The 23,048-nt window shown below is 64.0% G+C and carries 18 protein-coding genes; 7 read left to right on the top strand and 11 right to left on the bottom strand.

What is annotated here, in order from left to right; all coding sequences use genetic code 11:
- Positions 1–52 precede the first annotated feature (52 nt).
- Both IF10I1_RS13735 and IF10I1_RS13730 read right to left on the bottom strand, forming a co-directional pair.
- Positions 53–2,503: a penicillin-binding protein 1A gene (locus tag IF10I1_RS13735; RefSeq protein ID WP_050473184.1), complete on the bottom strand. Its 2,451-nt coding sequence runs from the start codon at positions 2,501–2,503 to the stop codon at positions 53–55.
- A gap of 171 nt (positions 2,504–2,674) precedes the next feature.
- Positions 2,675–4,009: an N-acetylmuramoyl-L-alanine amidase gene (locus IF10I1_RS13730; RefSeq protein WP_244293754.1), complete on the bottom strand. Its 1,335-nt coding sequence runs from the start codon at positions 4,007–4,009 to the stop codon at positions 2,675–2,677.
- 879 nt (positions 4,010–4,888) lie between these two features.
- Between IF10I1_RS13730 and IF10I1_RS13725 the strand changes: the two genes are divergently transcribed.
- Positions 4,889–7,546: a ribonuclease E/G gene (locus tag IF10I1_RS13725; protein ID WP_186424542.1), complete on the top strand. Its 2,658-nt coding sequence runs from the start codon at positions 4,889–4,891 to the stop codon at positions 7,544–7,546.
- 90 nt (positions 7,547–7,636) lie between these two features.
- On the opposite strand, the gene IF10I1_RS13720 is transcribed toward IF10I1_RS13725, so the two are convergent.
- On the bottom strand, positions 7,637–8,749 hold the full coding sequence (locus IF10I1_RS13720) for an aminotransferase class I/II-fold pyridoxal phosphate-dependent enzyme (protein WP_208994287.1): 1,113 nt from the start codon (positions 8,747–8,749) through the stop codon (positions 7,637–7,639).
- A gap of 246 nt (positions 8,750–8,995) precedes the next feature.
- Here IF10I1_RS13720 and IF10I1_RS13715 point away from each other — a divergent pair, with 246 nt between their 5' ends.
- The 6 genes from IF10I1_RS13715 (at position 8,996) to aat (ending at position 14,468) form a co-directional block, all read left to right on the top strand.
- Positions 8,996–10,429: a M48 family metalloprotease gene (locus IF10I1_RS13715; RefSeq protein WP_186393265.1), complete on the top strand. Its 1,434-nt coding sequence runs from the start codon at positions 8,996–8,998 to the stop codon at positions 10,427–10,429.
- A gap of 54 nt (positions 10,430–10,483) precedes the next feature.
- On the top strand, positions 10,484–11,251 hold the full coding sequence (locus IF10I1_RS13710) for a DsbA family protein (RefSeq protein WP_186393264.1): 768 nt from the start codon (positions 10,484–10,486) through the stop codon (positions 11,249–11,251).
- 138 nt (positions 11,252–11,389) lie between these two features.
- On the top strand, positions 11,390–11,833 hold the full coding sequence (gene aroQ / locus IF10I1_RS13705) for a type II 3-dehydroquinate dehydratase (protein WP_186393263.1): 444 nt from the start codon (positions 11,390–11,392) through the stop codon (positions 11,831–11,833).
- Positions 11,834–11,856: 23 nt separating this feature from the next.
- A complete protein-coding gene (gene accB, locus IF10I1_RS13700; protein ID WP_019964709.1) occupies positions 11,857–12,321 on the top strand; it encodes an acetyl-CoA carboxylase biotin carboxyl carrier protein in 465 nt (154 codons plus the stop codon).
- 11 nt (positions 12,322–12,332) lie between these two features.
- The gene (gene accC, locus IF10I1_RS13695; RefSeq protein ID WP_050473179.1) at positions 12,333–13,679 is read left to right on the top strand and encodes an acetyl-CoA carboxylase biotin carboxylase subunit; all 1,347 of its coding nucleotides are present in this window, start codon (positions 12,333–12,335) and stop codon (positions 13,677–13,679) included.
- Between the two features lie 90 nt (positions 13,680–13,769).
- The gene (aat, locus tag IF10I1_RS13690; protein WP_186393262.1) at positions 13,770–14,468 is read left to right on the top strand and encodes a leucyl/phenylalanyl-tRNA--protein transferase; all 699 of its coding nucleotides are present in this window, start codon (positions 13,770–13,772) and stop codon (positions 14,466–14,468) included.
- Positions 14,469–14,818: 350 nt separating this feature from the next.
- Here aat and IF10I1_RS13685 read toward each other — a convergent pair whose 3' ends face one another.
- From IF10I1_RS13685 to IF10I1_RS13650, 8 genes are all read right to left on the bottom strand, one after another.
- Positions 14,819–15,598, bottom strand: coding sequence for an SDR family oxidoreductase (locus IF10I1_RS13685; RefSeq protein ID WP_186393261.1), 780 nt, complete (start codon positions 15,596–15,598; stop codon positions 14,819–14,821).
- Entirely contained in the window at positions 15,598–16,875 is a 1,278-nt protein-coding gene (locus tag IF10I1_RS13680) for an L-fuconate dehydratase (protein ID WP_186393260.1), read from the bottom strand. Before IF10I1_RS13680 ends, IF10I1_RS13685 begins: the two co-directional genes overlap by 1 nt.
- Complete coding sequence (locus IF10I1_RS13675) at positions 16,872–17,726, bottom strand: ureidoglycolate lyase (protein WP_186393259.1); 855 nt, start codon at positions 17,724–17,726, stop codon at positions 16,872–16,874. The genes IF10I1_RS13680 and IF10I1_RS13675 overlap by 4 nt, the downstream gene beginning before the upstream one ends.
- A gap of 129 nt (positions 17,727–17,855) precedes the next feature.
- Positions 17,856–18,800, bottom strand: a complete 945-nt coding sequence (locus tag IF10I1_RS13670; RefSeq protein ID WP_122521346.1) for an ABC transporter substrate-binding protein — start codon at positions 18,798–18,800, stop codon at positions 17,856–17,858.
- 65 nt (positions 18,801–18,865) lie between these two features.
- The gene (locus tag IF10I1_RS13665; protein ID WP_050473174.1) at positions 18,866–19,873 is read right to left on the bottom strand and encodes an ABC transporter permease; all 1,008 of its coding nucleotides are present in this window, start codon (positions 19,871–19,873) and stop codon (positions 18,866–18,868) included.
- Entirely contained in the window at positions 19,870–21,390 is a 1,521-nt protein-coding gene (locus tag IF10I1_RS13660) for a sugar ABC transporter ATP-binding protein (protein ID WP_186393258.1), read from the bottom strand. Before IF10I1_RS13660 ends, IF10I1_RS13665 begins: the two co-directional genes overlap by 4 nt.
- Positions 21,387–22,247 (bottom strand): amidohydrolase, encoded by an 861-nt coding sequence (locus tag IF10I1_RS13655; protein ID WP_186393257.1) that lies wholly within the window; start codon positions 22,245–22,247, stop codon positions 21,387–21,389. The genes IF10I1_RS13660 and IF10I1_RS13655 overlap by 4 nt, the downstream gene beginning before the upstream one ends.
- 55 nt (positions 22,248–22,302) lie before the next feature.
- Positions 22,303–23,040, bottom strand: a complete 738-nt coding sequence (locus IF10I1_RS13650; RefSeq protein WP_058899680.1) for an SDR family oxidoreductase — start codon at positions 23,038–23,040, stop codon at positions 22,303–22,305.
- Positions 23,041–23,048: the final 8 nt, after the last annotated feature.

Genomic DNA, 23,048 nt, shown 5'->3' with positions numbered 1-23,048 from the left:
GCGCAGGCAAGCCATGTAAACAGCTAGCCGCGCAGGCAGATCTCCGGAAGGGTCAATAAAGCCCGCCAGTGCCGGTCATCACGGCAGCACCTGCCTCCGGCGAAACGGTGCGCGGCACGCCCATCTCGTCCTCGAAGCCGATGACCGAGTAAGTGTCCGGCGGGGCGGTGCCCGGCTTGAAGGATTCCAGAATGGTACCTTCGGCCCCGGCGACGGCACGCATGCCGGTGTGCCGGTTGATCGGGATCAGCTGCAGGCCCTTCGGCACGCGGAACTCGACCGGCGGGCTGCCCGCCAGCGCTTCCTTCATGAACTCGGTGAAGATCGGCGCAGCGACAAGGCCGCCCGTCGCACCGCGTCCCATTGGCCGCGGCTGGTCGTAGCCGATGAAGACGCCGACCGCGAGATCCGGCGTATAGCCAACGAACCAGGCGTCCTTCTCCTCGTTGGTGGTACCGGTCTTGCCGGCAACCGGGCGGCCGACCGCGCGCACGCTGGTGGCGGTGCCCCGCTGAACCACACCTTCCATCATCGAGGTAATCTGATAGGCCGTCATCGGGTCGAGCACCTGCTCGCGCTCGTCGATCAGCTCAGGCTCGGCCTGACCGGTCCAGTCATTGGCATCACAGGTTTCGCAAATGCGGCTGTCATGCTTGTAGATGGTGCGACCGTAACGGTCCTGGATGCGGTCGATCAGCGTCGGCGTCACCTTGCGGCCGCCATTGGCGAGGATCGAATAGGCCGTGACCATGCGCAGCACGGTGGTCTCGCCTGCACCCAGCGACATGGAGAGAACCGGCATCATGTTGTCGTAGATGCCGAAACGCTTGGCATATTCGGCCACCAGCGGCATGCCCATGTCCTGCGCAAGGCGGATGGTCATGAGGTTACGCGACAGCTCGATACCCGTGCGCAGGGTCGAGGGGCCATAGAACTTGCCGCCATAGTTCTGCGGGCGCCAGGTTGCCTGCCCGGCCTGCGCCAGCTCGATGGGCGCATCCAGAACCACGCTGGACGGGGTGTAGCCATTGTCGAGTGCGGCGGCATAGACGAAGGGCTTGAAGGACGAACCGGGCTGGCGCCAGGCCTGTGTCGCGCGGTTGAACTCGCTCTGGGCAAAGCTGAAGCCGCCAACCAGCGCCAGCACGCGGCCCGTGAACGGGTCCATCGCGACCAGCGCCCCCGAAACACGCGGAACCTGACGCAGCTGGTAGCGGCCGCCGTTCTTCGGGGCCTCGACATAGACCACGTCACCCGGATTGAGCACGTCATTGGCCGAATTGGGGGCACGGCCGGACACGCGTGCCCACTTCATGTCGTCCAGCTGCAGCGTTGCCGTCTCGCGCTCCGGCTCAAGGGCGCCGCTGACAAGCCTGCGCGGCTGCAGGCCAACCTGCGCCGTGTTCTGACCAGCCTCCAGCACAACAGCAAGACGCCACTCCGGCAGATCCGAAAGGGCTTCCACCTTGCCAAGCTCAACACCCCAGTCGCCTGCGACGGGGATCGTCGTCACCGGCCCGCGCCAGCCGCCGCCGCGCTTCTGGTCGAAATCCAGAAGGCCGTTCATCAGCACCTTGCGGGCTGTCGCCTGCATCTTCGGGTCCAGCGAGGAGCGGACCGAGAGACCGCCTTCGTAGAGGCTGTTCTCGCCGTAGATCGATGCGACCTGACGCCGGACCTCTTCCGTGAAGTATTCGGCAGCAAACAGCTGGGAACCGGTTTCACGCGGCTTCACCGTCAGGGGCTTTGCCTTGGCAGCCTCGGCATCGGCCGCGCTCACATAGCCGTTCTCGACCATACGGTCGATCACCCAGTTGCGGCGTTCGATGGCGCGCTCGCGGCCACGGAAGGGATGATAGTTGTTCGGTGCCTTCGGCAAAGCCGCCAGATAGGCGACTTCCTCAAGGCTCAGCTCATGCACCGACTTGTCGAAATAGACGAGCGAAGCCGCCGCCACACCATAGGCGCCGAGGCCAAGGTAGATCTCGTTGAGATAAAGCTCAAGGATCTCGTCCTTGGTGTAGGCCTGCTCGATGCGCAGCGACAGGATCGCTTCCTTGATCTTGCGGTCGACCGACAGTTCGTTGGTCAGCAGGAAGTTCTTGGCAACCTGCTGCGTGATCGTCGAAGCGCCTTCAGGGCGGCGGCCGGAGCCGAAATTCTGCACGAAACGCACCACGGCACGGGCAATGCCCTCCGGGTCGATACCCACGTGGCTGTAGAAATTCTTGTCTTCCGCCGAGATGTAGGCTTCCTTCAGGATGTCCGGCATGGCCTGGATCGGCAGGAAGAGGCGCCGCTGCTTGGCATATTCGGCCATCAGGCTGCCGTCGGCGGCATGCACGCGGGTCATCACCGGCGGTTCGTAGTTCTTCAGCGCCGTATAGTCCGGCAGGTCTTCGCCCAGCTTCTCCAGATAGATCCAGACGCCGGCCGCGACCAGCAGTCCCAGCACCGTACCGATGCCGAACAGATAACCGAAGAACTTGATCAGAAATTTCATGCCTTGGGCTCGCTTCTTCCCGGCCAGAGTGCTGATGCCGGTCCCCTACCACATTCCGGGCAGGCTGGACACAGGAGCAGACAGAAATCCGGGTTTACCTCGGGACCTTAGTCGTCGAGCAATATGGCGATGCTGAGGCACCGGCAAGCGCAGGCAGGCCTTGCGGCGCAATTACTTGACCTTTGTCCCCGCCGCAGTCTCTCCAGCCGCCCCCTTGTCCATCGCAAAGCGCGGCTGGAAGAAGGCCTCGATCGCGTCCGCAACAGCGGTTGCCGTGCGCTCACGCCACTCCGGCGAAATCAGCAGCTTCTCGTCCTGCTCGTTGGAGAGATAGCCAAGCTCCACCAGCACGGACGGCACGTCATGGGCTCTGAGCACCATGAAACCGGCGGAACGCTGCGGATTGTTGATCAGCTTCACCGCGCTTCTCAGCTCTTCCACGAGGATCTTCGAGAAATGGCTTGAAAAGATCTTGGTCTCCCGCCGGGCGAGATCGACCAGAATATCGGCGACTTCAGCGGGCTCCTCACTCAGCTCCACCCCGGCCAGCACATCCGAATGGTTTTCCGAGGCGGCAATCTGGGCCGCGAGCGTATCCGACGCCTTTTCGGAGAGCGTGTAGACCGTGGCGCCGCGCACCTCTTCCTTGTAACTGCGCACCGAGTCCGCATGGATCGAGACGAAGAGATCGGCATTGTGGCCGCGGGCAAACTGCACCCGCTTGCGCAGCGGCACGAAAGTGTCGTCCTCACGGGTCATGAAGACCGTGTAATGGCCCGTGTCTTCCAGTTTCTTTTTCAGAACCTGCGCAAAACTCAGAACCACTGCCTTTTCCAGCGTGCCATGCACGCCGATGGCGCCCGTATCAATGCCGCCATGGCCAGGGTCCAGCACAACGACAGGCTTGGTCTTGCCCGCCGACGAGGTCAGCTTGTTTGCCTTGGGCGCGGCCTGCTGGCCATCCGTCACCAGGGCGCTGAGCGGCTGATGGGTGCGCTCGGCCTCGGCGAGAAATTCCTCACGGCTGGTCTTCACAAGATCGACAACAAGCCGGGCCGGCTGGTCTTCAATGGCTTCCAGAACGAAGCTCTTGTCCACCTTGGCCGGCTCGGTGAGGTCCAGCACGATCCGTGCGTTTCCCCTGGCGAACAACAGACCATAGCGCCAGCTCCGGATCAGACCGCGCCCATCCGTGCCCGAACCTTCGGGCAGCTTGAACTCCATGGAAGGCAGATCAATGATAACCCGGTAGGGATCGGCGAGATTTGAAACGATGAAAGGCACCTGCCCCTGCAGGTCCAGAACGAATCGGGTCCGGGCCTCGTCCCCGGCAATCCGGGCATCCGTGGCAGCGGAAGACAGGTCCGAGGCAACCGGCAAGGTCTCCGCCCGAACCGGAGCGCTTGCGGCCACGGCAGGTACCGCCAGAGCGGCCGCAAGCATCCCCCTCGCCGCGACACGGCGCAGCGCAGGCAATACAAGATCGCGCAAACCTCTGCGGGCCACGGGCGCGTTCCGCTCGCGGCCTGGCAGAAAAACAGGCAAACTCTGCTGCAATCTGACTGGCAATCCTTTACTCCGGTCCTGTTTGCGGGCTCGGATGCGGCACCTGCCGCGCTCTTTAATCCCTCCGGTGGCGTGCCGTCAAAGGACGGATCCTGATGCAATGACCCTGCCGGTGGATGGTTAACTCCGTGCTAACGGGCCTTGCCGCCGCTTGCAAGCTGGCAGAGATGATTTCCATTGCTTGCCAAGGCGCTTGCTGACCCGTAAAAGAAGAATACGGATTTCGGTTTGCAGCCGATACTGCCTCAGATGATGGGAAGAACAGTCTTTCCACATGTCTTGGCGGCTTTGCCGGACGCGCGGAGCGGAGTGGAGGCCATTTGCCCCGGCCGCGGCGCCCGGCGTTAAGAGACGGCGAAGCATTGGGCGGTATTAGGTGTGACGGGTGCGGGCTGTCCCTGGACAGTCTGGAATTGGCCGGACCAGAAGGCAGTGAGCAGGCTTCAATCCTGCGCGCTCCGCCCGAAGGGTGACCAGAGTGACCTGTCATGGTGTCAGGCTCCAAGGCCGGGCTGCATGCCCCATCCGTGAAAACAGAAGCGCCTCGCAGGCGGCCATCGGGCCTCTTGCGGCAGCACTTCGCGGTGACAACAGTTTAATCAAGGGCAGGCGTTGCCTTGAAGCACAGCGCGATGCAGGCGGAAATGACACAAACGGTGTCCCCGATTTTGCGGGACAGCCGGTCCGCAGGCATAGACGCGCGCACGCCAGCTCTTTCGTCTTTCCATCCAAGTGACAAGAAAACGGTCTGCCGGACCTTCAGCCACGGAGCGCGTCAGCCGCGCCCCGGGCGTCCGGCTGCCGTGGAGACCTTCATCAATGGCAAACAAGATGCTGATCGACGCGGCGCACCCGGAGGAAACCCGGGTCGTCGTGGTGCGCGGCAATCGAGTTGAAGAATTCGACTTCGAGGCAGCTAACCGGAAGCAACTGCGCGGCAATATCTATCTGGCGAAGGTGACGCGGGTCGAACCCTCCCTCCAGGCCGCATTCGTGGAATACGGCGGAAACCGGCATGGTTTCCTCGCTTTCAGCGAAATCCATCCCGACTATTACCAGATCCCCGCCGCTGACAGGCTGGCGCTGATCGAAGACGAGCGTCACGAGGAAGAGCGGCGCGAAGCTGCCGAAAACGCCCGTCATGCCGCCCGCGAGGCTGCGGCCTCGGAAGCAGCCAAGGACGGAGACGACAGCGACGACGACGACGATCACGAGGATTCGGACAAGCCGTCCTCCGACGGCGACGATGATGCCGACCATGTTGAATCGGTCGGCGCCGAAGATGCCATGGAAGAGGTGCCGGAGCGCCGCACCCGCCAGCGCAAGCAGTACAAGATCCAGGAAGTCATCAAGCGCCGCCAGGTGCTGCTGGTCCAGGTCGTCAAGGAAGAGCGCGGCAACAAGGGCGCTGCCCTGACCACCTATCTGTCGCTCGCCGGCCGTTACTCGGTGCTGATGCCGAACACGGGCCGTGGCGGCGGCATTTCCCGCAAGATCACCCAGCCTGCCGACCGCAAGCGCCTGAAGAAGATCGCCTCCGAGCTGGAGGTGCCGGAGGGCATGGGCGTCATCCTGCGCACCGCCGGTGCCAGCCGCACCAAGGCCGAGATCAAGCGCGACTTCGAATATCTGATGCGCCTGTGGGAGAACGTGCGCGACCTGACGCTGAAGTCCAGCGCGCCCTGCCTCGTCTATGAGGAAGGCAGCCTGATCAAGCGCTCGATCCGCGATCTCTACAACAAGGACATCGACGAGGTTCTCGTTGCCGGCGAAGACGGCTACCGCGAGGCCAAGGACTTCATGCGCATGCTCATGCCGAGCCATGCCAAGAACGTCCAGCCCTACCGTGAGGCCTCGCCGATCTTCACCCGCTTCGGGGTGGAGCCGCAGCTCGATGCCATGTTCTCCCCGCAGGTAACCCTGCGCTCGGGCGGCTACATCGTCATCAACCAGACGGAAGCTCTGGTCTCCATCGACGTGAACTCGGGCAAATCCACCCGAGAGCACAATATCGAGGACACCGCCCTCCAGACGAACCTTGAAGCCGCCGAGGAAGTTGCCCGTCAGTTGCGCCTGCGCGATCTGGCCGGCCTCATCGTCATCGACTTCATCGATATGGAGGAGAACAAGAACAACCGGACGGTGGAGCGCAAGCTCAAGGACTGCCTGAAGAACGACCGCGCACGCATCCAGGTTGGCCGGATCTCGCATTTCGGCCTCATGGAAATGTCGCGCCAGCGCATCCGCACCGGCGTTCTGGAAAGTTCCACCACGCCCTGCCCGCATTGCCATGGCTCGGGCATGATCCGCTCGGTCGAATCGGTTGCCCTGCATGTGCTGCGCTCGCTGGAGGACTTCCTGCTGAAGGGCGTCACCCACAATCTGATCGTGCGCACCAACACCTCCGTGGCGCTTTATATCCTCAACCAGAAGCGCCGCAACCTGGGTGACCTTGAGGCCCGTTTCGGCCTCGAGATTGCCGTGGTCGCGGATGAGGTGGGCCATGGCCAGCATTACGTGCTGGAGCGCTCGTCCCTGATCGACCGGGACAAGATCCCCCTCCCTGCCCCGCCGCAGATCCAGCCGCATATGGTCGAGATCGAAGAGATCGACGATATCGTCGAGCCTGAGGAAGAGGACGAGGATGACGTTGAGGAGGAAGTGGAAGCAGCCTCGGCACGTCCCTCTGCCCGCGAGCAGTCCGAAGACAGCGAGCGCCGCAAGCGCCGCCGCCGCAAGCGCCGCCGTAATGGCGAGCCGGGCAGCGAGCGCCAGCCCGGCCCGCGCCAGAACGAAGACGGTTCGGACGCGGATGCTGGCGATGACGCAGAAGGCAGCGAAGGCGAAGACGGTGAAGCGTCTCAGGGTGAAAGCGCCCAGGGCGATGGTTCCGACGAGCCCAAGCGCAAGCGCCGCCGTGGCCGCCGTGGTGGCCGCCGCGGCCGCCGCAATGGCGAGCGCGAGGACGGTGAAGAGGGCAGCGATGGCGACGAGGATGCGTCCGGTGAGGACGCAGACGCAGACGCAGCCGCTGCTTCGGAAGATCTGACCGGTGCCGTTGAAGGGGACGAAGCCGCAAACGGCGGCTCCTTTCCCGAAGCAGCCGAAGCCCCCGCTGCTGCAGAGGCTGACGCAGACGCTCCTGCCCGGGTGGAAGCAGCTCCGGCAGTGGCCGAAACGGCTGAGAAAGCCGTAACGGCCGCTCCCGAGGCAGCACAGGAAGCCCCGGCAGCAGAAACTCCGGCAGCAGAGGCCCCGGTTCTGGAAACCGTAGCAGCTGAAGCTCCGGCCGAAGCCGCCGCAGAGGCTGCCCCGGCGCCTGAAGTTGAAGCGCCCGCAGAACCGGCAGCCCCGGCCCGCCCGAAGGCACCGGCAACGCCGGTCGTCACCAGCCAGACCGCCGGTGACGGCGAGGGCCCGGATGACGAAGGCAAGCCCAAGCGCTCCGGCTGGTGGCAGCGCCGCTCCTTCTTCTGATCCCCTGATCAGACGCTAAAAAAGAACCCCTCCGGAAGGATGCTTCCGGAGGGGTTTTGTTTTCTCTCTCTTCGGCGAAGTCCTGCGCCCTCAGCGCCCTTTCAGCCATCCGTCCAGACGCCGCACGGCCTCTGCAATATCCTCACCGGACCCGGCGAACGAAAAGCGGGTGTAGCTGGCGCCGTGAACGGGATCGAAATCCGCTCCGGGTGTCGCCGCAACACCGGCTTCCTGCAGCATGGCACGGGTGAAATCGAGGGAGCTTTCGGCAAAGCGGCTGGTGTCGGCATAGACGTAGAAGGCCCCATCCACCGGCAGCAGCCGGTCGAAACCGATCTTCGGCAAGGCCTCCAGCAGCAGCGCCCGGTTGGCGGCATATCCGGCCTTGATCCCTTCCAGCTCTTCTGTGGCGTCAAAAGCGGCGGCCGCGGCAATCTGTGACAGTTCGGGCGCGGAGATGTAGAGGCTCTGGGCAATGCGCTCGGCCGGACGCACAAGGCTCTCCGGCAGCACCATCCAGCCGATGCGCCAGCCCGTCATGCAGTAATATTTGGAGAAGCTGTTGATGATGATGGCATTCTGCGAGGTCTCCAGCGCGCAGGCCTGCTGCCCGTCATAAATGAGCCCGTGATAGATCTCGTCCGAGATGAACCAGATGCCCGCATCGTCACAGAAGCGGGCAAGACCGGCGAGCGCCGCCGGCGTCATCATCGTGCCGGTCGGGTTAGCGGGGCTCGCCACCAGAACGCCCTTGACCGGGCCATCCTTCAGCGCCGCAGCAATGTGATCCGGCGTCAGGCTCCACCGGGTGTCCGGCCCCACCTCGATTTCCACCGGCACCAGCCCCAGCGCCTTGATGATGTTGCGGTAGGCCGGATAACCGGGCGCCGTCAGAACAATCCGGTCACCCGGATCGAAGGCGGCAAGGAACGACAGGTTGAAGCCAGCCGAAGACCCGGTCGTGACCATGATGCGGCTTTCGGGCACCTCGACGCCATAGGCATCGCGGTAGTGGCGGGCGATGCGCTGGCGCAAGGGCGCGATGCCGCGCGCCTCCGTATAACCGAGGCGCCCGCCCTCCAGCGCCTGCCGGGCGGCGGCAAGAACGGTGGACGGGGCCGGTGCGCCAGGCTGGCCCACTTCCATGTGGATGAGATGCCGCCCTTCCGCTTCCAGCGCACGTGCCGCCGACAGAACATCCATGGCCAGGAACGGGTCCACGGCACTGCGGGCGGAAGGGATGGTCTTCTGGCTGGTCACGGCGCAAATCCTCACGATGGCTGTTGCCACGCGGTTTACAGCGTTGCCCTGTCATATGCCAGCCGCCGCTTTGGCGGGCTAAGAACGCACAGCACACCAGAGCGTGACCGGATGCGGCGGACGGGCCTGTTGACCTGCCCCGGATGCCTCCCCTACTTTCTCCAGCAACACGCAGAAGAGGAAGCACCCGTGCGACACATTTCCACCGTTCAGGAACCCGGCGGCGGCAAGGCAGCCGCCCCTGTCCTTGGCCGGATTCTGCGCAAGGCCGGCACCCTGTTCATGGCAGCGGCGATTGCCCTGCCCTCGTTGACCGCACCATCGGCGGCCCAGGGGCGGAAGATTCCGGTCGTGCGAGACGCCGAGACCGAAGAGCTCTTGCGCGATTATGCGGCACCGATCTTCAAGGCTGCCGGGCTGCCGCAGGGACAGGTGGAAATCATCCTCGTCAACGAGAACACCTTCAACGCTTTCGTTCCCGATGCGCGCCGCATGTTCATCAATGTGGGCGTGCTGATGGAAGCCGAGACACCGGGCGAGGTCATCGGCGTGATCGCCCATGAGGCCGGCCATATCGCGGGCCGCCATCTGGTGCGCCTGCGCACCGCGCTTGCCAATGCGCAGATCATGACCGTTGTCGGCATGGTGCTGGGTGCCGGTGCCATGGCGGCAGGCGTCTCCAGCAATTCCTCCGGAGCCACAGGGGGCGGTGCGGCCATTGCCATGGGCGCGCCGGGCATCGGCCAGCGCTCGCTGCTGGCCTATCAGCGCGGCGAAGAGGCCGCTGCCGACAAGGCGGCCCTGCGCTATCTGGAAATGACCGGCCAGAGCGCCAAAGGCATGCTGCGCACCTTCGAGCGCTTTGCCGACCAGCAGCTGTTCTCGGCCAAATACACCGATCCTTATGCCCAGAGCCATCCGATGGCGCGCGAGCGATACAATGCGCTTGAGGAGCAGGCCCGCAAGAGCAAGTATTTCGACAAGCCCGCCCCGCCTGCCCTTCAGGCACGCCATGACATGGTGCGGGCCAAGCTGACCGCCTTCACCAGTCATCCCAACGCGGTCGCCCGGCTCTATCCGCGCTCGGACACCAGCATGCCCGCTCAATATGCCCGCGCGGTTGCGGCCATGCGCAGCAGCGGCCGGGCTGCGGTGAAGGACATTGACGCGCTGATCGCCAAGCAGCCGGACAACCCGCATTTCCATGAGCTGAAGGGCCAGGCCCTGCTGGAATCCGGAAATCCGAAGGCGGCCATCCCCTCCTTCCAGCGCGCCGTGCAGTTGCGGCCCAATGAGGGCCAGTTCCTGATCTGGCTCGGCTATGCCATGGTCGGTGCCAACGAGCCCTCGCTTCTGGCTGAGGCGGAACGCATCCTGAAGAACGGCATCCAGCGCGACCCCAATTCCGGCATCGCCTTCAGCCAGCTGGCCATTGCGCAGGGGCGCCAGGGCAAGCAGGCAGAGGCGGATGTCTCCACAGCCCAGGGCATGATGATGGCGGGTGACTTCCAGGCGGCGAAACGATATGCCGCACGTGCTCAAAAGAATTTGAAGCCCGGAACGCCTGCATGGATCCTGGCTGATGATATCCTGACCTACACGCCGCCGGTCCTGAATCGCTGAGCTGCAGCAATCCGTTTCCGCACCACGCGCGGCATGCGCGCAGGAGTTTTTTGAATGAACCGCTTTTTCCGCTGTCTCGCTGCGCCCGTGCTGGCGCTTGCCCTTGGCACCCTGGCTCCCGTGACGGCTTCGGCCCAGTCCCCCGCCCTCGACAAGGCGCAGGTGGAGCAGATTGTGCGGGACTATCTGCTGCAGAACCCCGAAGTCATCCGCGACGCTCTTGTCGAACTGGACCGCCGCGACAAGGAAGCCGAAGCCACCCGCGTCAGCGCAATGCTGGCGGACAAGGACGGCGCCCTGCTCAATTCCCGCCATCAGGTGGTGCTGGGCAATCCGGATGGCGATGTCACCATGGTCGAATTCTTCGACTACAACTGCGGCTACTGCAAGCGCGCCATGGCCGACATGGAACGTCTGCTGGATGAGGATCCGAACCTGCGCGTCGTGCTGAAGGAATATCCGGTTCTGGGCCAGCCCTCCTTCGAAGCCGCACAGATTGCCATCGCCGTGAATGCGCTGGCGCCGGACAGATACCGCGAATTCCACGTCGCCATGCTGACCATGCGCGGCAAGGCCGATCAGGCCAGTACGCTGAAGGTCGCAGAGGCGATGGGCCTTGCCCGTGACGATCTTGCCCGCGCGGTCACCAAGGACGATGTGCGCGCCAATGTTGAAGAAGTCTATGATCTGGCCGACCAGCTCGGCATTTCCGGCACGCCGTCCTATGTGATCGGCGATGCGGTGATCAAGGGCGCCTATGGCTACGACACGCTGAAAGCCGCCATTCAATCCGTGCGCAAATGCGGCAAGGCGACCTGCTGAGCGGATCCGGCAGAGCACGGGCATTTCCGTAAAATTCACAAAGACCCTGGGGGCGGCCATGGCGCTGCCCCAATCAGGGCTTTTCCTCCCGCGCGCAAATCCCTATAAGGATGCGGAAATCGCGGCGACGGAGAAGGAATGCCCGCCACCTTTTTCATTTTGAACGGCCCCAATCTCAACCGGCTCGGCAAGCGCGAGCCGGAGACCTATGGCCGTACGACCCTCGCCGATATCGAGGCCCAGGCACGCGCAACTGCCGCGCGGCTCGGCTACGACATCGTCTTCCGCCAGTCCAACAGCGAAGGGACGCTGGTGGACTGGATTCACGAAGCTGCCGACACCGGCGCTGTGGGGATCATCATCAATCCTGCCGCCTACACGCACACATCCGTCGCCATTCATGACGCGATCCGTGCCGTGGCGCTCCCTACGGTGGAAGTCCATCTGTCCAACGTCCATGCACGTGAGGCCTTCCGCCACCACTCCTATGTCTCACCGGTTGCGGCCGGCGTGATCTGCGGCTTCGGCGCCAAGGGCTATGACCTGGCGATCGAGGCCCTGGCCCACAAGCTCGGCGCCTGAACGACTACAGAAAGCACTTTGAGATGACCAAAGAAAACAACGGTTTCGACAAAAACCTGATCCGTGAGCTGGCGCTCCTGCTCGACGAGACCAACCTGTCCGAGATCGAGCTGGAGCAGAAGGATTTCCGCATCCGCGTTGCCCGCGAGCTGACGATCCAGGCTTCCGTTGCCTCTCATTATGCTCCGGCTCCGGCCGCCGCCCCCGTGGCAGCAGCTGCCCCTGCCGCAGCACCGGCAGAGCCCGCAAAGCATCCGGGCATGGTGCCCTCGCCGATGGTCGGCACCGCCTACCTTTCGCCCGAGCCGGGCGCCCGCGCCTTCGTGGAAGTCGGCGCCGCCGTGAAGGAAGGCCAGACGGTTCTCATCGTCGAGGCCATGAAGACCATGAACCAGATCCCCGCTCCGCGCAGCGGCGTGCTGAAGCAGGTGCTGGTCACCGACGCGCAGCCGGTGGAATACGGCGAACCGCTCTTCATCATCGAATAAGGGGCGCCCCCATGTTCACCAAGATCCTGATCGCAAACCGCGGCGAAATTGCCCTCCGGGTGCTGCGGGCCTGCAAGGAGCTGGGCATTTCCACCGTGGCGGTGCATTCCACCGCCGACGCGGATGCCATGCACGTGCGCCTTGCCGATGAAAGCGTCTGCATCGGCCCGGCTCCGGCCCGTGACAGCTACCTCAACATCCCGGCCCTCATGGCTGCCTGTGAAATCACCGGCGCCGATGCGGTGCATCCGGGCTACGGCTTCCTGTCCGAGAACGCCCGCTTTGCGGAAATTCTCGAGGCTCACAACATCACCTTCATTGGCCCCACGTCGGAACATATCCGCATCATGGGTGACAAGATCGAGGCCAAGCAGACGGCCAAGCGCCTCGGCATTCCGGTGGTGCCGGGCTCTGACGGTGCCGTGACACCGAAGGACGATGCCCACGCCATTGCCCGCGAGATCGGTTATCCGGTGCTCGTCAAGGCGGCAGCTGGCGGCGGCGGACGCGGCATGAAGGTGGCGCTGACTGAGGCCGATCTCGACAACGCCCTCTCCACGGCCCGCTCCGAAGCCAAGGCTGCCTTCGGTGACGATGCTCTCTACATGGAGAAGTATCTCGCCAAGCCGCGCCACATCGAAATCCAGGTTCTGGGTGACGGTCAGGGCAACGCCATCCATCTGGGCGAGCGCGACTGCTCGCTGCAGCGCCGTCACCAGAAGGTGCTGGAAGAGGCTCCCTCCCCGGCGCTCAACGCCAGCCAGCGTGCGGAAATCGGCGAGATCGTGGCCGATGCCATGCGCAAGCTGAAGTACCGCGGCGTCGGCACGGTCGAGTTCCTCTATGAGGACGGCCAGTTCTATTTCATCGAGATGAACACCCGCCTGCAGGTGGAGCATCCGGTGACGGAAATGGTCACCGGCATCGACCTCGTGAACGAGCAGATCCGCATTGCGGCGGGCGGCACGCTCGGCCTCAAGCAGGAAGACGTGCTGTTCGAAGGCCATGCCATCGAGTGCCGCATCAACGCGGAAAACCCGCGTAGCTTTGCGCCTTCGCCCGGCACGATCACCTATTACCACCCGCCCGGCGGCCTTGGTGTGCGCGTCGATTCCGGTGTGTATCAGGGCTACAAGATCCCGCCGCACTACGACAGCCTCATCGGCAAGCTGATCGTCCATGGCCGCAACCGCGTGGAATGCATGATGCGCCTGCGCCGTTGCCTGGACGAATTCGTGGTCGACGGCATCCAGTCCACCATTCCGCTGTTCCGCGATCTGGTGGACAATCAGGACATTGCCAACGGCCAGTATGACATTCACTGGCTGGAGAAGTATCTGGCTGCCAAGGAGCAGTAAGATACCGCAGAAAAGTTCTCCGCCCGCATGGCCGGGCGGAGACTGCATCTGATCAGATCCGGCGCAAGACCGGACGGTACAGGCCTCGGGATGGCACGCAAGAACAACGACGACGCCGTTCTGGAAATCACGCCGCAGCTTTTGCTGAAGGCCTATGCCTGCGGCATCTTCCCCATGTCGGAATCAGCGGACGACCCGCATCTGTTCTGGATCGAGCCGGAACAGCGCGGCATCCTGCCCCTCGACGGCTTCCACCTGCCCCGCCGCCTTGCCCGCACCGTGCGCTCGGACCATTTCGAGATCCGCGTGGACAGCGATTTTGAAGGCGTCATCAACGGCTGCGCCGAGCCGGCACCGGGCCGGGACAACACCTGGATCAACACGGAAATCCGCCGCCTCTACGGCGAACTCTTCGAGCTTGGCCACTGCCACACGGTGGAGGCCTGGCGTGAGGGCAAGCTGGTGGGCGGGCTCTACGGGGTCAGCATCGGCGGCGCCTTCTTCGGCGAAAGCATGTTCGCCCGCGAGCGCGACGCCTCCAAAGTGTGCCTCACCCATCTGGTGGCCCGGCTGATTGCGGGCGGCTACCGCCTGCTCGACACCCAGTTCACCACCAGCCATCTGGAACGCTTCGGCACCATCGAAGTGCCCAAGGCGGACTACAGCCTGCTCCTCGAAGACGCCATGCGCTGCGACGCCAGCTACTTCACCCTCCCCCCCGATGCCACCGGCGAAATGGCGCTGGCCGTGCTGGAGAGGCAGGAAGGGTCAGGAAAGCAGAAGGCGTGAGGGGCGCGGATTTGCGAGCGCTGGGGCGCCGATTTTGCGAAAGACTATCCATCTTCGTAAAGACGTTCCACCGCCGCAAAGTCTCTCCACCTTCGTCATGCCATGACTTGATCATGGCATCCATGCCGATCCTGCACAAAGCTTGAGGTGGTTAATATCACTCAAGCAAATCAACGCCCCGAGCGAGCGGAGAAGCAATGGAGTGGATGCCATGATCAAGTCATGGCATGACGAAATTGGTTGTTTTCGTAAAAATAATCAACTCAACAACACTTCCGCAGTTTCACGGAATGAAAAAGCCGGAAACTGCCACCAGTTCCCGGCTTCTTTCTCTCAACGCTCCAGACCCCTCACCCGCGCAGGGCGCGGTCGAGGTGGGTGTAGCCGCCGTCGGGGAAGACCCACTGGCCGGTTGTGTGGGACGAACGGGCAGACAGGAGGAAGACCACCGTGTCGGCAAGCTCCCGCGGCGTCGTCATGCGCGCCCCGAAGGGAATGCGCGCCTCGATTTCCGCAAGCCGCTCCTCCGGATCCGGGAAGGACTTGAGCCAGTTTTCGTAGAGCGGTGTCATCACCTCGGCCGGCAGCACGGCATTGACCCGCACCCCGTCCTTGGCAAGCTCCGCCGCCCATTCCCGCGTCAGGCCCAGCTGCGCCGCCTTGGCCGCCACATAGGCCGACGTGTTGCCCTGCCCCGTCACCGCCGTCTTGGAGGAGACATTGACCACGGCCCCTTTCGAGGCCTTGAGGTCAGCCAGGGCGTGGTGCATCAGCGTGTAGTAATGCACCAGATTGCGGTCGAGCGAGGCGCGGAAGGCTTCGGGCCCGGCATCGAGGCCGACGCTGTCATTGGCGCCGGCATTGTTGACCAGCCCGTCGATGCGGCCATAGCGCGCCCGGCAGGTGGAGATCACCGCCGCGCAATCCTCATCCCGCGACAGTTCCGCCTGAATGAAGGAGGCTTCAGGCGACAGGGCGGTGATCCGCGCCATGAACGCCGCCTCCGGTTCCCGCCGGGTGGCGATGACCGGAATGGCCCCCTCCTCGGCGAGAATTTCGGTGACAGCAGCCCCGATGCCCGAAGCGCCGCCCGTGACGATGATGACCTTGCCCTTGAGCCCCAGATCCATCAGTTTGCTCCGAACCGGTAGGCCGCGATGGACGCCGGTTTCATCTCGATGGAGAAGCCCGGCAGCTGCGGCGGCATGTAGGCTGCATCACGGATGAGGCAGGGCTCGACGAAGTGCTCATGCAGGTGATCCACATATTCGATCACCCGGCCCTCATAGGTGCCTGCGATGCACAGATAGTCGATCATCGACAGATGCTGCACATATTCGCAGAGCCCCACGCCGCCCGCATGCGGGCAGACCTTGAGGCCGTGCTTGGCCGCCATCAGCATCACGGCGAGGATCTCGTTGACGCCGCCAAGGCGGCAGCTGTCAATCTGCACCACGTCGATGGCGCCGCGCATGATCAGCTGCTTGAAGATGATGCGGTTCTGGCACATCTCGCCGGTGGCCACCTGAATGGGGGCGACGGCTTCGCGGATCTTGCGGTGGCCTTCGATATCATCGGGGCTGGTCGGCTCCTCGATGAACCACGGACGGGCAAAGGCAAGCTGCTTCACCCAGCCGATCGCCTGATCGACTTCCCACACCTGATTGGCGTCGATCATCAGGTTGATGTCCGGGCCGACCGTTTCGCGGGCAATCGTCAGACGGCGGATGTCGTCGGCCAGATCGCGGCCCACCTTCATCTTGATGTGGCGGAAGCCGGCATCGACCGCCTCGCGGCACAGGCGCCGCAGCTTGTCGTCGTCATAGCCGAGCCAGCCGGCCGAGGTGGTGTAGCAGGGATAGCCGGAGGCTTCGAGCTTCGCCTGCCGCTCCGCCTTGCCTTCCGCCTGTTTCGTCAGGAACTCCAGCGCCCATTCCGGCGTGATGCAATCCGTGAGGTAGCGGAAGTCGATGCAGCGCACCAGCTCTTCCGGGCTCATGTCAGCGACGAGCGCCCAGACCGGCTTGCCCTCGATCTTGGCCCACAGGTCCCAAACCGCATTGACGACGGCGCCGGTTGCCAGATGGATGGCGCCCTTGTCGGGGCCAATCCAGCGCAGCTGGCTGTCGGAGGTGATGTGCCGCCAGAAACGGCCCATGTCTTCGGCAACCCAGGCCATGTCGAGGCCCACGACCAGCGGACGCAGGGCCTCGATGGCGGCAACGCAGATCTCGTTGCCGCGCCCGATGGTGAAGGTCAGACCGTGGCCCTCGTGGGGCCCATCGGTCTCCAGCACCACATAGGCTGCCGAGTAGTCCGGATCCGGGTTCATCGCATCCGAACCATCGAGATGCTGGCTCGTGGGGAAACGCAGGTCCGCCGTGCGCAGACCGGTGATCCTGGTCATGCCCGCACCACCTTCTGGGTCTGCTCGCCGAGGCCCGCGATGCCGAGGCGGATGGTCTCGCCGCCCTTGAGGAACACCGGCGGCTTCTGGCCGAGGCCAACGCCCGGAGGCGTGCCGGTAGAGATGACGTCACCCGGCTGCAGCGACATGAATCGGCTGAGGTAGGAGATGATATGGGCGACGCCGAAGATCATCGTTGCGGTGGAGCCGTCCTGATAGCGCTTGCCATCGACTTCCAGCCACATGTGCAGGTTGCCCGTATCGGCGATCTCGTCGCGGGTCACCAGCCAGGGGCCGATCGGGCCGAAGGTATCGCAGCCCTTGCCCTTATCCCAGGTGCCGCCGCGCTCGATCTGGAATTCGCGTTCGGACACATCGTTGACGACGCAATAGCCGGCCACATGGTCCAGCGCGTCCTTTTCCTCGATGTACTTGCCGCCCTTGCCGATGACGATGCCCAGTTCGACTTCCCAGTCGGTCTTCTGCGAGCCGCGCGGGATTTCGATGGCATCATCAGGGCCGCAGATGGCCGAGGTCCACTTGTTGAAGACGATCGGCTCTTTCGGGATGTCGGCCCCGGTTTCAGCCGCATGGTCGGCGTAGTTGAGGCCGATGCAGATGAACTTGCCGACGCGGCCCACGCAGGCGCCAAGGCGCAGGTCCTGCTGCGGGGTGCCCGGCACCACCGGCAGCGAAGCCGGGTCGATGGCAGCAAGACGCGCAAGGCCTTCCGGCGTCAGGTGGCTGCCGGCAACGTCATCAATGACGCCGGACAGATCCCGCACCTTGCCGTCCTTGTCGAGAAGGCCCGGCTTTTCCTGGCCATTCGGGCCGTAACGCAGCAACTTCATGTCAGTCTCCGTGGGTATGAAAGGGACCGGGCAATCCGCCCGGCCCCAGATTGTCAAAGCTGAGTCTCAGTTCAGGCTCTGATGAACTTGCCTCATCAGAGTCTGCACAAGCACCTCAGCGCCTTGAAATCAGTCGTAGAGAACGGCAGCAATTTCCGGCGCGTCGATGTTCGACTTGTCGTAGTAGTAAAAGCCGGTGTCGATGTTCGGCACCACCGGCTCGCCCTTGGCAGCGGCAACGGCGGCCTTGACGGTTTCATAGCCGATGCCGACCGGGTTCTGGGTGATGGCACCCGCCATCAAGCCGTCGCGGATCGCCTGCTTCTGGGCAGTGCCCGAGTCATAACCGATGATGACCACCTGACGGCCCATCTCGCGCGCGCCGTTGACGACGCCGATGGCCGAGCCTTCATTGGCCCCGAAGATGCCCTTGAGGTTCGGGTTGCCCTGCAGGATGGCCTTGGTGATCTCGGTCGACTTGAGCTGGTCACCGCCGCCGTATTCGATGGCAACGACCTGGATCTTCGGCTTGTTCATGGCCAGCCACTCGACGAAGCCGTCGCGGCGGTCGATGCCGGTGCGGCTGGTCTGGTCATGCACGACCAGGGCCACGTCGCCTTCATCGCCGATCAGTTCAGCCATCTTCTCGGCCGCCAGTGCGGCTGCGGCCTTGTTGTCGGTGGCAGCGGTGGTCACCGGAATGGAGCTGTCCACGCCGCTGTCGAAGGCGATAACCGGGATACCGGCTCCTTCCGCCTGCTTCAGCAGCGGAATGGCGGCCTGGCTATCCAGCGCGGCAAAGCCGATTGCAGAGGGCTTCTTGGCAAGGGCTGCGGAAAGCATGTCGATCTGCCGGTCGACCATGGTCTCGTTGTCCGGGCCTTCGAAAGTCACTTCCACGTTGAACTCGGCGGCCGCCTTGTCGGCGCCTGCCTTCACGGCCTGCCAGAACTGGTGCTGGAAGCCCTTGGAAATCAGCGGGATATACATCTTCTCCTGTGCCATCGGCATGGAAGCCGAGGCAACGAGGACGGCGGCACTGAGCGTGCCCAGCAGCATACGGCGTGTAATCATTTCCATTCCTCCACTTTCAAGGTTTCAAAGATACCGGGGCATTTGCGCCCTCTTCTTTCCTGACCTCAGCTGCGCTCCCTCCGCAGTTGATCGGCATAGACGGCAAGGATGATGATCCCGCCGGTCACAACGGTCTGCCACTCGGGCGCGACCGAAAGAATGCGCAGGCCGTTGGTGAGCACGGCCATGATCAGCGCGCCGATCAGCGTGCCAAGCACCGTGCCCCTGCCGCCTGCCAGCGACGTGCCGCCAATGACGACGGCGGCGATGGCGTCCAGCTCGTAGCCAAGGCCAAGGGCCGGCTGGGCCGAGTTGAGACGCGAGGAAATGAGTATGCCCGCGATGCCGCAGATGCCGCCGGCCAGCGCATAGACGGCCATCTTCCAGGCGCGGGTGTTGACACCGGACAGGCGCACCGCTTCCTCATTGGAGCCGAGCGCATAGGTGTAGCGGCCGAGCACGGTGCGCGACAGCACCCAGGCCATGCCGCCGGCCACGGCAAAGAGCACGAGCACGCCGTTGGGGATCGGCAATCCGGGGATCACCATGCCGATCAGCGAGCCCTGCGAAATGTCGGTATAGCCCGGCGTGTCGTTGAAATAGATCGGGCGGGCGCCGGTGATGATCAGCGACAGGCCCTTCAGCATCAGCATCATGCCCAGGGTGGCAATGAAGGGCGGGATCTTCATCTGCGCCACGAAGGTGCCCGAGGCGAGGCCGCAGAGCGCGCCCGTGCCGATGGCTGCCAGAATGCCCAGCGGCAGCGGCATGCCGCCCCATGTCAGCACCACGCCGGTGATGACGGCGCAGAAGGTCATCAGCATGCCGATGGACAGGTCGATGCCGCCCGTCAGGATGATGATCGTCGCCGCCACGGCCAGCACGCCATTGACGGACGTGGCCTGCAGGATGGCCATGATGTTGCTCACCTGAAAGAAATTCGGTGAGGCAAGGCTGAAGCCGATGACGAGAATGATCAGGCTGGCGAAAGCCAGAAGCTTCTGCTGGGCAGATGCGGATTGCTGCACGAAGCTTGCGCCCGCTGCGGCCTTGGACTTGTCTTGTGCTGTCACGCGGGTTCCTCCTGACGCGTGGCTTGCCGGGCTGTGGCAAGGTGCATGATGTCTTCCTGGGTGGTGCCGGCCCCGCCGGGCAGCGTGCCGGTCAGCCGGCCTTCGCACATGACGGCGATGCGGTGTGACACACGCAGGATTTCCGGCAGTTCCGAACTGATGACGATGATGGCCTTGCCCTCCGCAGCAAGGTCCGCCAGCAGCTTGTAGATTTCCGACTTGGCGCCAATGTCGATGCCGCGCGTCGGCTCATCGAAGATGAGAATATCGCAGTTGCGCAACAGCCATTTGGCAATGACGACCTTCTGCTGGTTGCCGCCGGACAGAAGCCGCACTTCCTGCCGCTCGGACGGGGTGCGGATGCCGAGGCTCCTGATGAAATCCCGCGCCGTCTTGCGCATGGCTTCATCCCTGACCTGCCCGAGACCGCCTGTGAAACGGTGCATGCTGGCCAGCGCCACGTTGTCGGCCACGTCCATGCCGAGGGCGAGGCCGAAGTGCTTGCGGTCCTCCGACAGATAGCCGATCCCGGCCCGCACCGCGTCCACCGGCGAGCGGATCTCCACCTTGCGGCCATGCACGGTGATCTCGCCGCTGTCACGCGGATCGGCACCGAAGATGGCGCGGGCGACTTCCGTGCGCCCGGCCCCCATCAGACCGGCAAAGCCAAGCACTTCGCCCTTCTTCAGCGAGAAGCTGACATCACGGATTTCACGCCCCCGGTTCAGGCCCTTCACTTCGAGGGCAACTTCTGCGCCGGTCAGATCAGGGATCGAGACCACCTCATCCGTCAGCGTGCGCCCGACCATCATGGAGATGATCTGCGAGATGGGCGTTTCCTTCGCCCCCACCGTGCCGACATATTCGCCGTCACGCATCACGGTCACCCGGTCGGAAATGCGGCGGATCTCGTCCATCTTGTGGCTGATGTAGACGATGCCCACGCCATCGGCCTTCAGCCGGGCGATCATGGCAAAAAGCTCGTTGATCTCGCTGTCGGTGAGCGCCGCCGTCGGCTCGTCCATGATCAGCACGCGCGAGCGCGCCGACAGGGCCTTGGCGATTTCCACCATCTGCTGGCGGGCGATGGACAGGCCATCCACCTTGCGGCGCGGATCGATGTTGATGTTGAGGACACGGAACAGCGCCTCCGCATCGCGGATCATCTTTGCATCATCGACGCGGCCGAAGGACAGGCGCGGCTCGCGGCCGATGAAGATGTTCTGCGCGACCGTCAGATCCTTCATCAGAGCGAGTTCCTGATGAATGATGCCGATGCCCTGATCCTGTGCGACGCGCGGGCTGGGCAGGGTCACTTCCCGGCCCTCCACCAGAATACGGCCCGAATCCGGCTGATAGACGCCGGAGAGGATCTTCATGAGGGTCGATTTGCCTGCGCCATTCTCCCCCATCAGCGCATGAACCTCGCCCTCCTGAAGGTCGAAGCTCACGGCCTTCAGCGCATGGACGCCGGGAAAGCGCTTGTCGATGCGGTGCATTTCCACGAGGATCTTCATGCGCCAGCCTCCTCCAGACCGTAGAAGCGGATGGCGGTGCCACCCAAAAGGGCCGCACGGTCATCAGCCGAAAGGCCGCCGGTCAGCCGCTCCGTCACCTCTTCCCAGAAGCCGTGCGAGCCCGCCAGCGTCAGCACCGGCCAGTCCGATCCCCACATCAGCCGCTCAGGACCGAACCATTCAAGCAGATGATCCATCACCGGCTGCAACAGGGCGGCGGCAGCCTCCACATCCTGCGGGCAGGACGGGCGGATCTCGGTCAGCAGGCCGGACAGCTTGCAGACGATGCGCGTGTCCGCCGCCAGCGCCTTCATGTGGTGCTTCCAGTGGGCGCTCAGGCCTTCCGCCACCGCCGGCTTGGCGGCATGGTCGACCACCAGCGGCAGGTCCGGGTAGGCTGCGGCGAAGCGGGTGATGGCGGCAAGCTGCGGTTCCTTCACCAGCGCATCGAAGCGCAGGCCAAGGCGCACCATGGCTGCGATCACGCAAGCCTCGGGCGCGGTGAGGATCCAGTCCGGATCGGCAATATCCTGCAGCATCGGGCGGATGCCCTTGAGACGCTTGTCCGCCGCCATGCGCGCAAGCCGGTCTTCCGCCAGCGGATCGGTCAGATCCACCCAGCCGACGACGCCGGCGATCTGCGGCGCGTCTTTGGCAAGCTCCAGCAGGAACAGGGTTTCCGCCTCGGAGGGCGCGGCCTGCACCACGACAACGCGGCGGCCGCCGTTGAGGCTGGCGAGATCGGCAGGCAGGAAGTCACGGCGCAGCGGGTCAAGGACGGGACCGCCCTCCTCCAGCCAGCCGTAGTCTCCGCGCGCCGGGCGCCAGAAATGGCAATGAGCATCAATTCGTTCCATCCGGCGGCCTCCCGTCCGCGTGTGATGGCTGCGGGCCTCGACCGGCCCGCAAGGCTCAGATCGTGACGCCGCCGTCCACCAGAACGGCCTGACCGGTCATGAAGCGGCTTTCGTCGCTCAGAAGATAAAGCACCAGCGGCGTGATATCGTCCACGGTTGCCAGACGGCCCATGGGCTGGCGGGCAATGAAGTCCTTCTCCGCCTGCACCGGATCGGCCGCCGAAGCAATACGGCCACGCAGCGAGGGCGTATCCACCGTGCCGGGGCACAGGGCGTTGCAGCGGATGCCCTGCTTCACATAATCGGCCGCCACGGCCTTGGTCAGGCCGATCACCGCCGCCTTGGTGGTGCCATAGGCGGTGCGGTTGACAAATCCCTTGATGGAAGAGGCCATCGAAGCCATGTTGAGAATGGATGCAGAGCCGGTCTTGCCGGCCCGTTCCAGCATCCCCGGCAGGAAAGCCCGGATCATGCGCATCATGGAGGTTACATTGACCGCCAGTGCCTGTTCCCAGTCCTCGTCAGTGATGTCGAGCACCGCGCCGTTATGCACCATGCCCGCGCAGTTGAACAGACCATCCAGCGGCCCAACGTCCCGCGCCAGCGCATCGATGGCTGCCCGGTCCGTCACATCCAGCTTCAGCGTTTCAAGGCCGGCGAGGCCGCCTAGCAGAGAGGCATCACGGTCCGTGGCAATCACCCGTGCGCCTTCTGCCGCCAATGCCAGAGCCGAAGCGCGGCCCATGCCCTGACCGGCAGCCGTCACGAGAATAGTCTTGCCTGCAAGGCGCATCGCAGTCC

Source organism: Pannonibacter sp. I15F10I1 (assembly GCF_900185665.1).
In the GTDB taxonomy this organism is placed as follows: Bacteria; Pseudomonadota; Alphaproteobacteria; order Rhizobiales; family Stappiaceae; genus Pannonibacter; species Pannonibacter indicus.
Note: the sequence above shows the minus strand (reverse complement) of the source record. Positions and strands in the feature narration are given on the sequence as shown.

Bases quoted from the DNA above. Each gene is read 5' to 3' on its own strand.
- IF10I1_RS13650 (WP_058899680.1), bottom strand. From the start codon at position 23,040: ATGCGCCTTGCAGGCAAGACTATTCTCGTGACGGCTGCCGGTCAGGGC.
- IF10I1_RS13735 (WP_050473184.1), bottom strand. From the start codon at position 2,503: ATGAAATTTCTGATCAAGTTCTTCGGTTATCTGTTCGGCATCGGTACG.
- IF10I1_RS13680 (WP_186393260.1), bottom strand. From the start codon at position 16,875: ATGACCAGGATCACCGGTCTGCGCACGGCGGACCTGCGTTTCCCCACG.
- accC (WP_050473179.1), top strand. From the start codon at position 12,333: ATGTTCACCAAGATCCTGATCGCAAACCGCGGCGAAATTGCCCTCCGG.
- IF10I1_RS13720 (WP_208994287.1), bottom strand. From the start codon at position 8,749: ATGGATGTTCTGTCGGCGGCACGTGCGCTGGAAGCGGAAGGGCGGCAT.
- IF10I1_RS13685 (WP_186393261.1), bottom strand. From the start codon at position 15,598: ATGGATCTGGGGCTCAAGGGCAAGGTCATCATCGTCACGGGCGGCGCT.
- IF10I1_RS13670 (WP_122521346.1), bottom strand. From the start codon at position 18,800: ATGATTACACGCCGTATGCTGCTGGGCACGCTCAGTGCCGCCGTCCTC.
- aat (WP_186393262.1), top strand. From the start codon at position 13,770: ATGGCACGCAAGAACAACGACGACGCCGTTCTGGAAATCACGCCGCAG.
- IF10I1_RS13655 (WP_186393257.1), bottom strand. From the start codon at position 22,247: ATGGAACGAATTGATGCTCATTGCCATTTCTGGCGCCCGGCGCGCGGA.
- IF10I1_RS13675 (WP_186393259.1), bottom strand. From the start codon at position 17,726: ATGAAGTTGCTGCGTTACGGCCCGAATGGCCAGGAAAAGCCGGGCCTT.
- IF10I1_RS13710 (WP_186393264.1), top strand. From the start codon at position 10,484: ATGAACCGCTTTTTCCGCTGTCTCGCTGCGCCCGTGCTGGCGCTTGCC.
- IF10I1_RS13660 (WP_186393258.1), bottom strand. From the start codon at position 21,390: ATGAAGATCCTCGTGGAAATGCACCGCATCGACAAGCGCTTTCCCGGC.
- accB (WP_019964709.1), top strand. From the start codon at position 11,857: ATGACCAAAGAAAACAACGGTTTCGACAAAAACCTGATCCGTGAGCTG.
- aroQ (WP_186393263.1), top strand. From the start codon at position 11,390: ATGCCCGCCACCTTTTTCATTTTGAACGGCCCCAATCTCAACCGGCTC.
- IF10I1_RS13725 (WP_186424542.1), top strand. From the start codon at position 4,889: ATGGCAAACAAGATGCTGATCGACGCGGCGCACCCGGAGGAAACCCGG.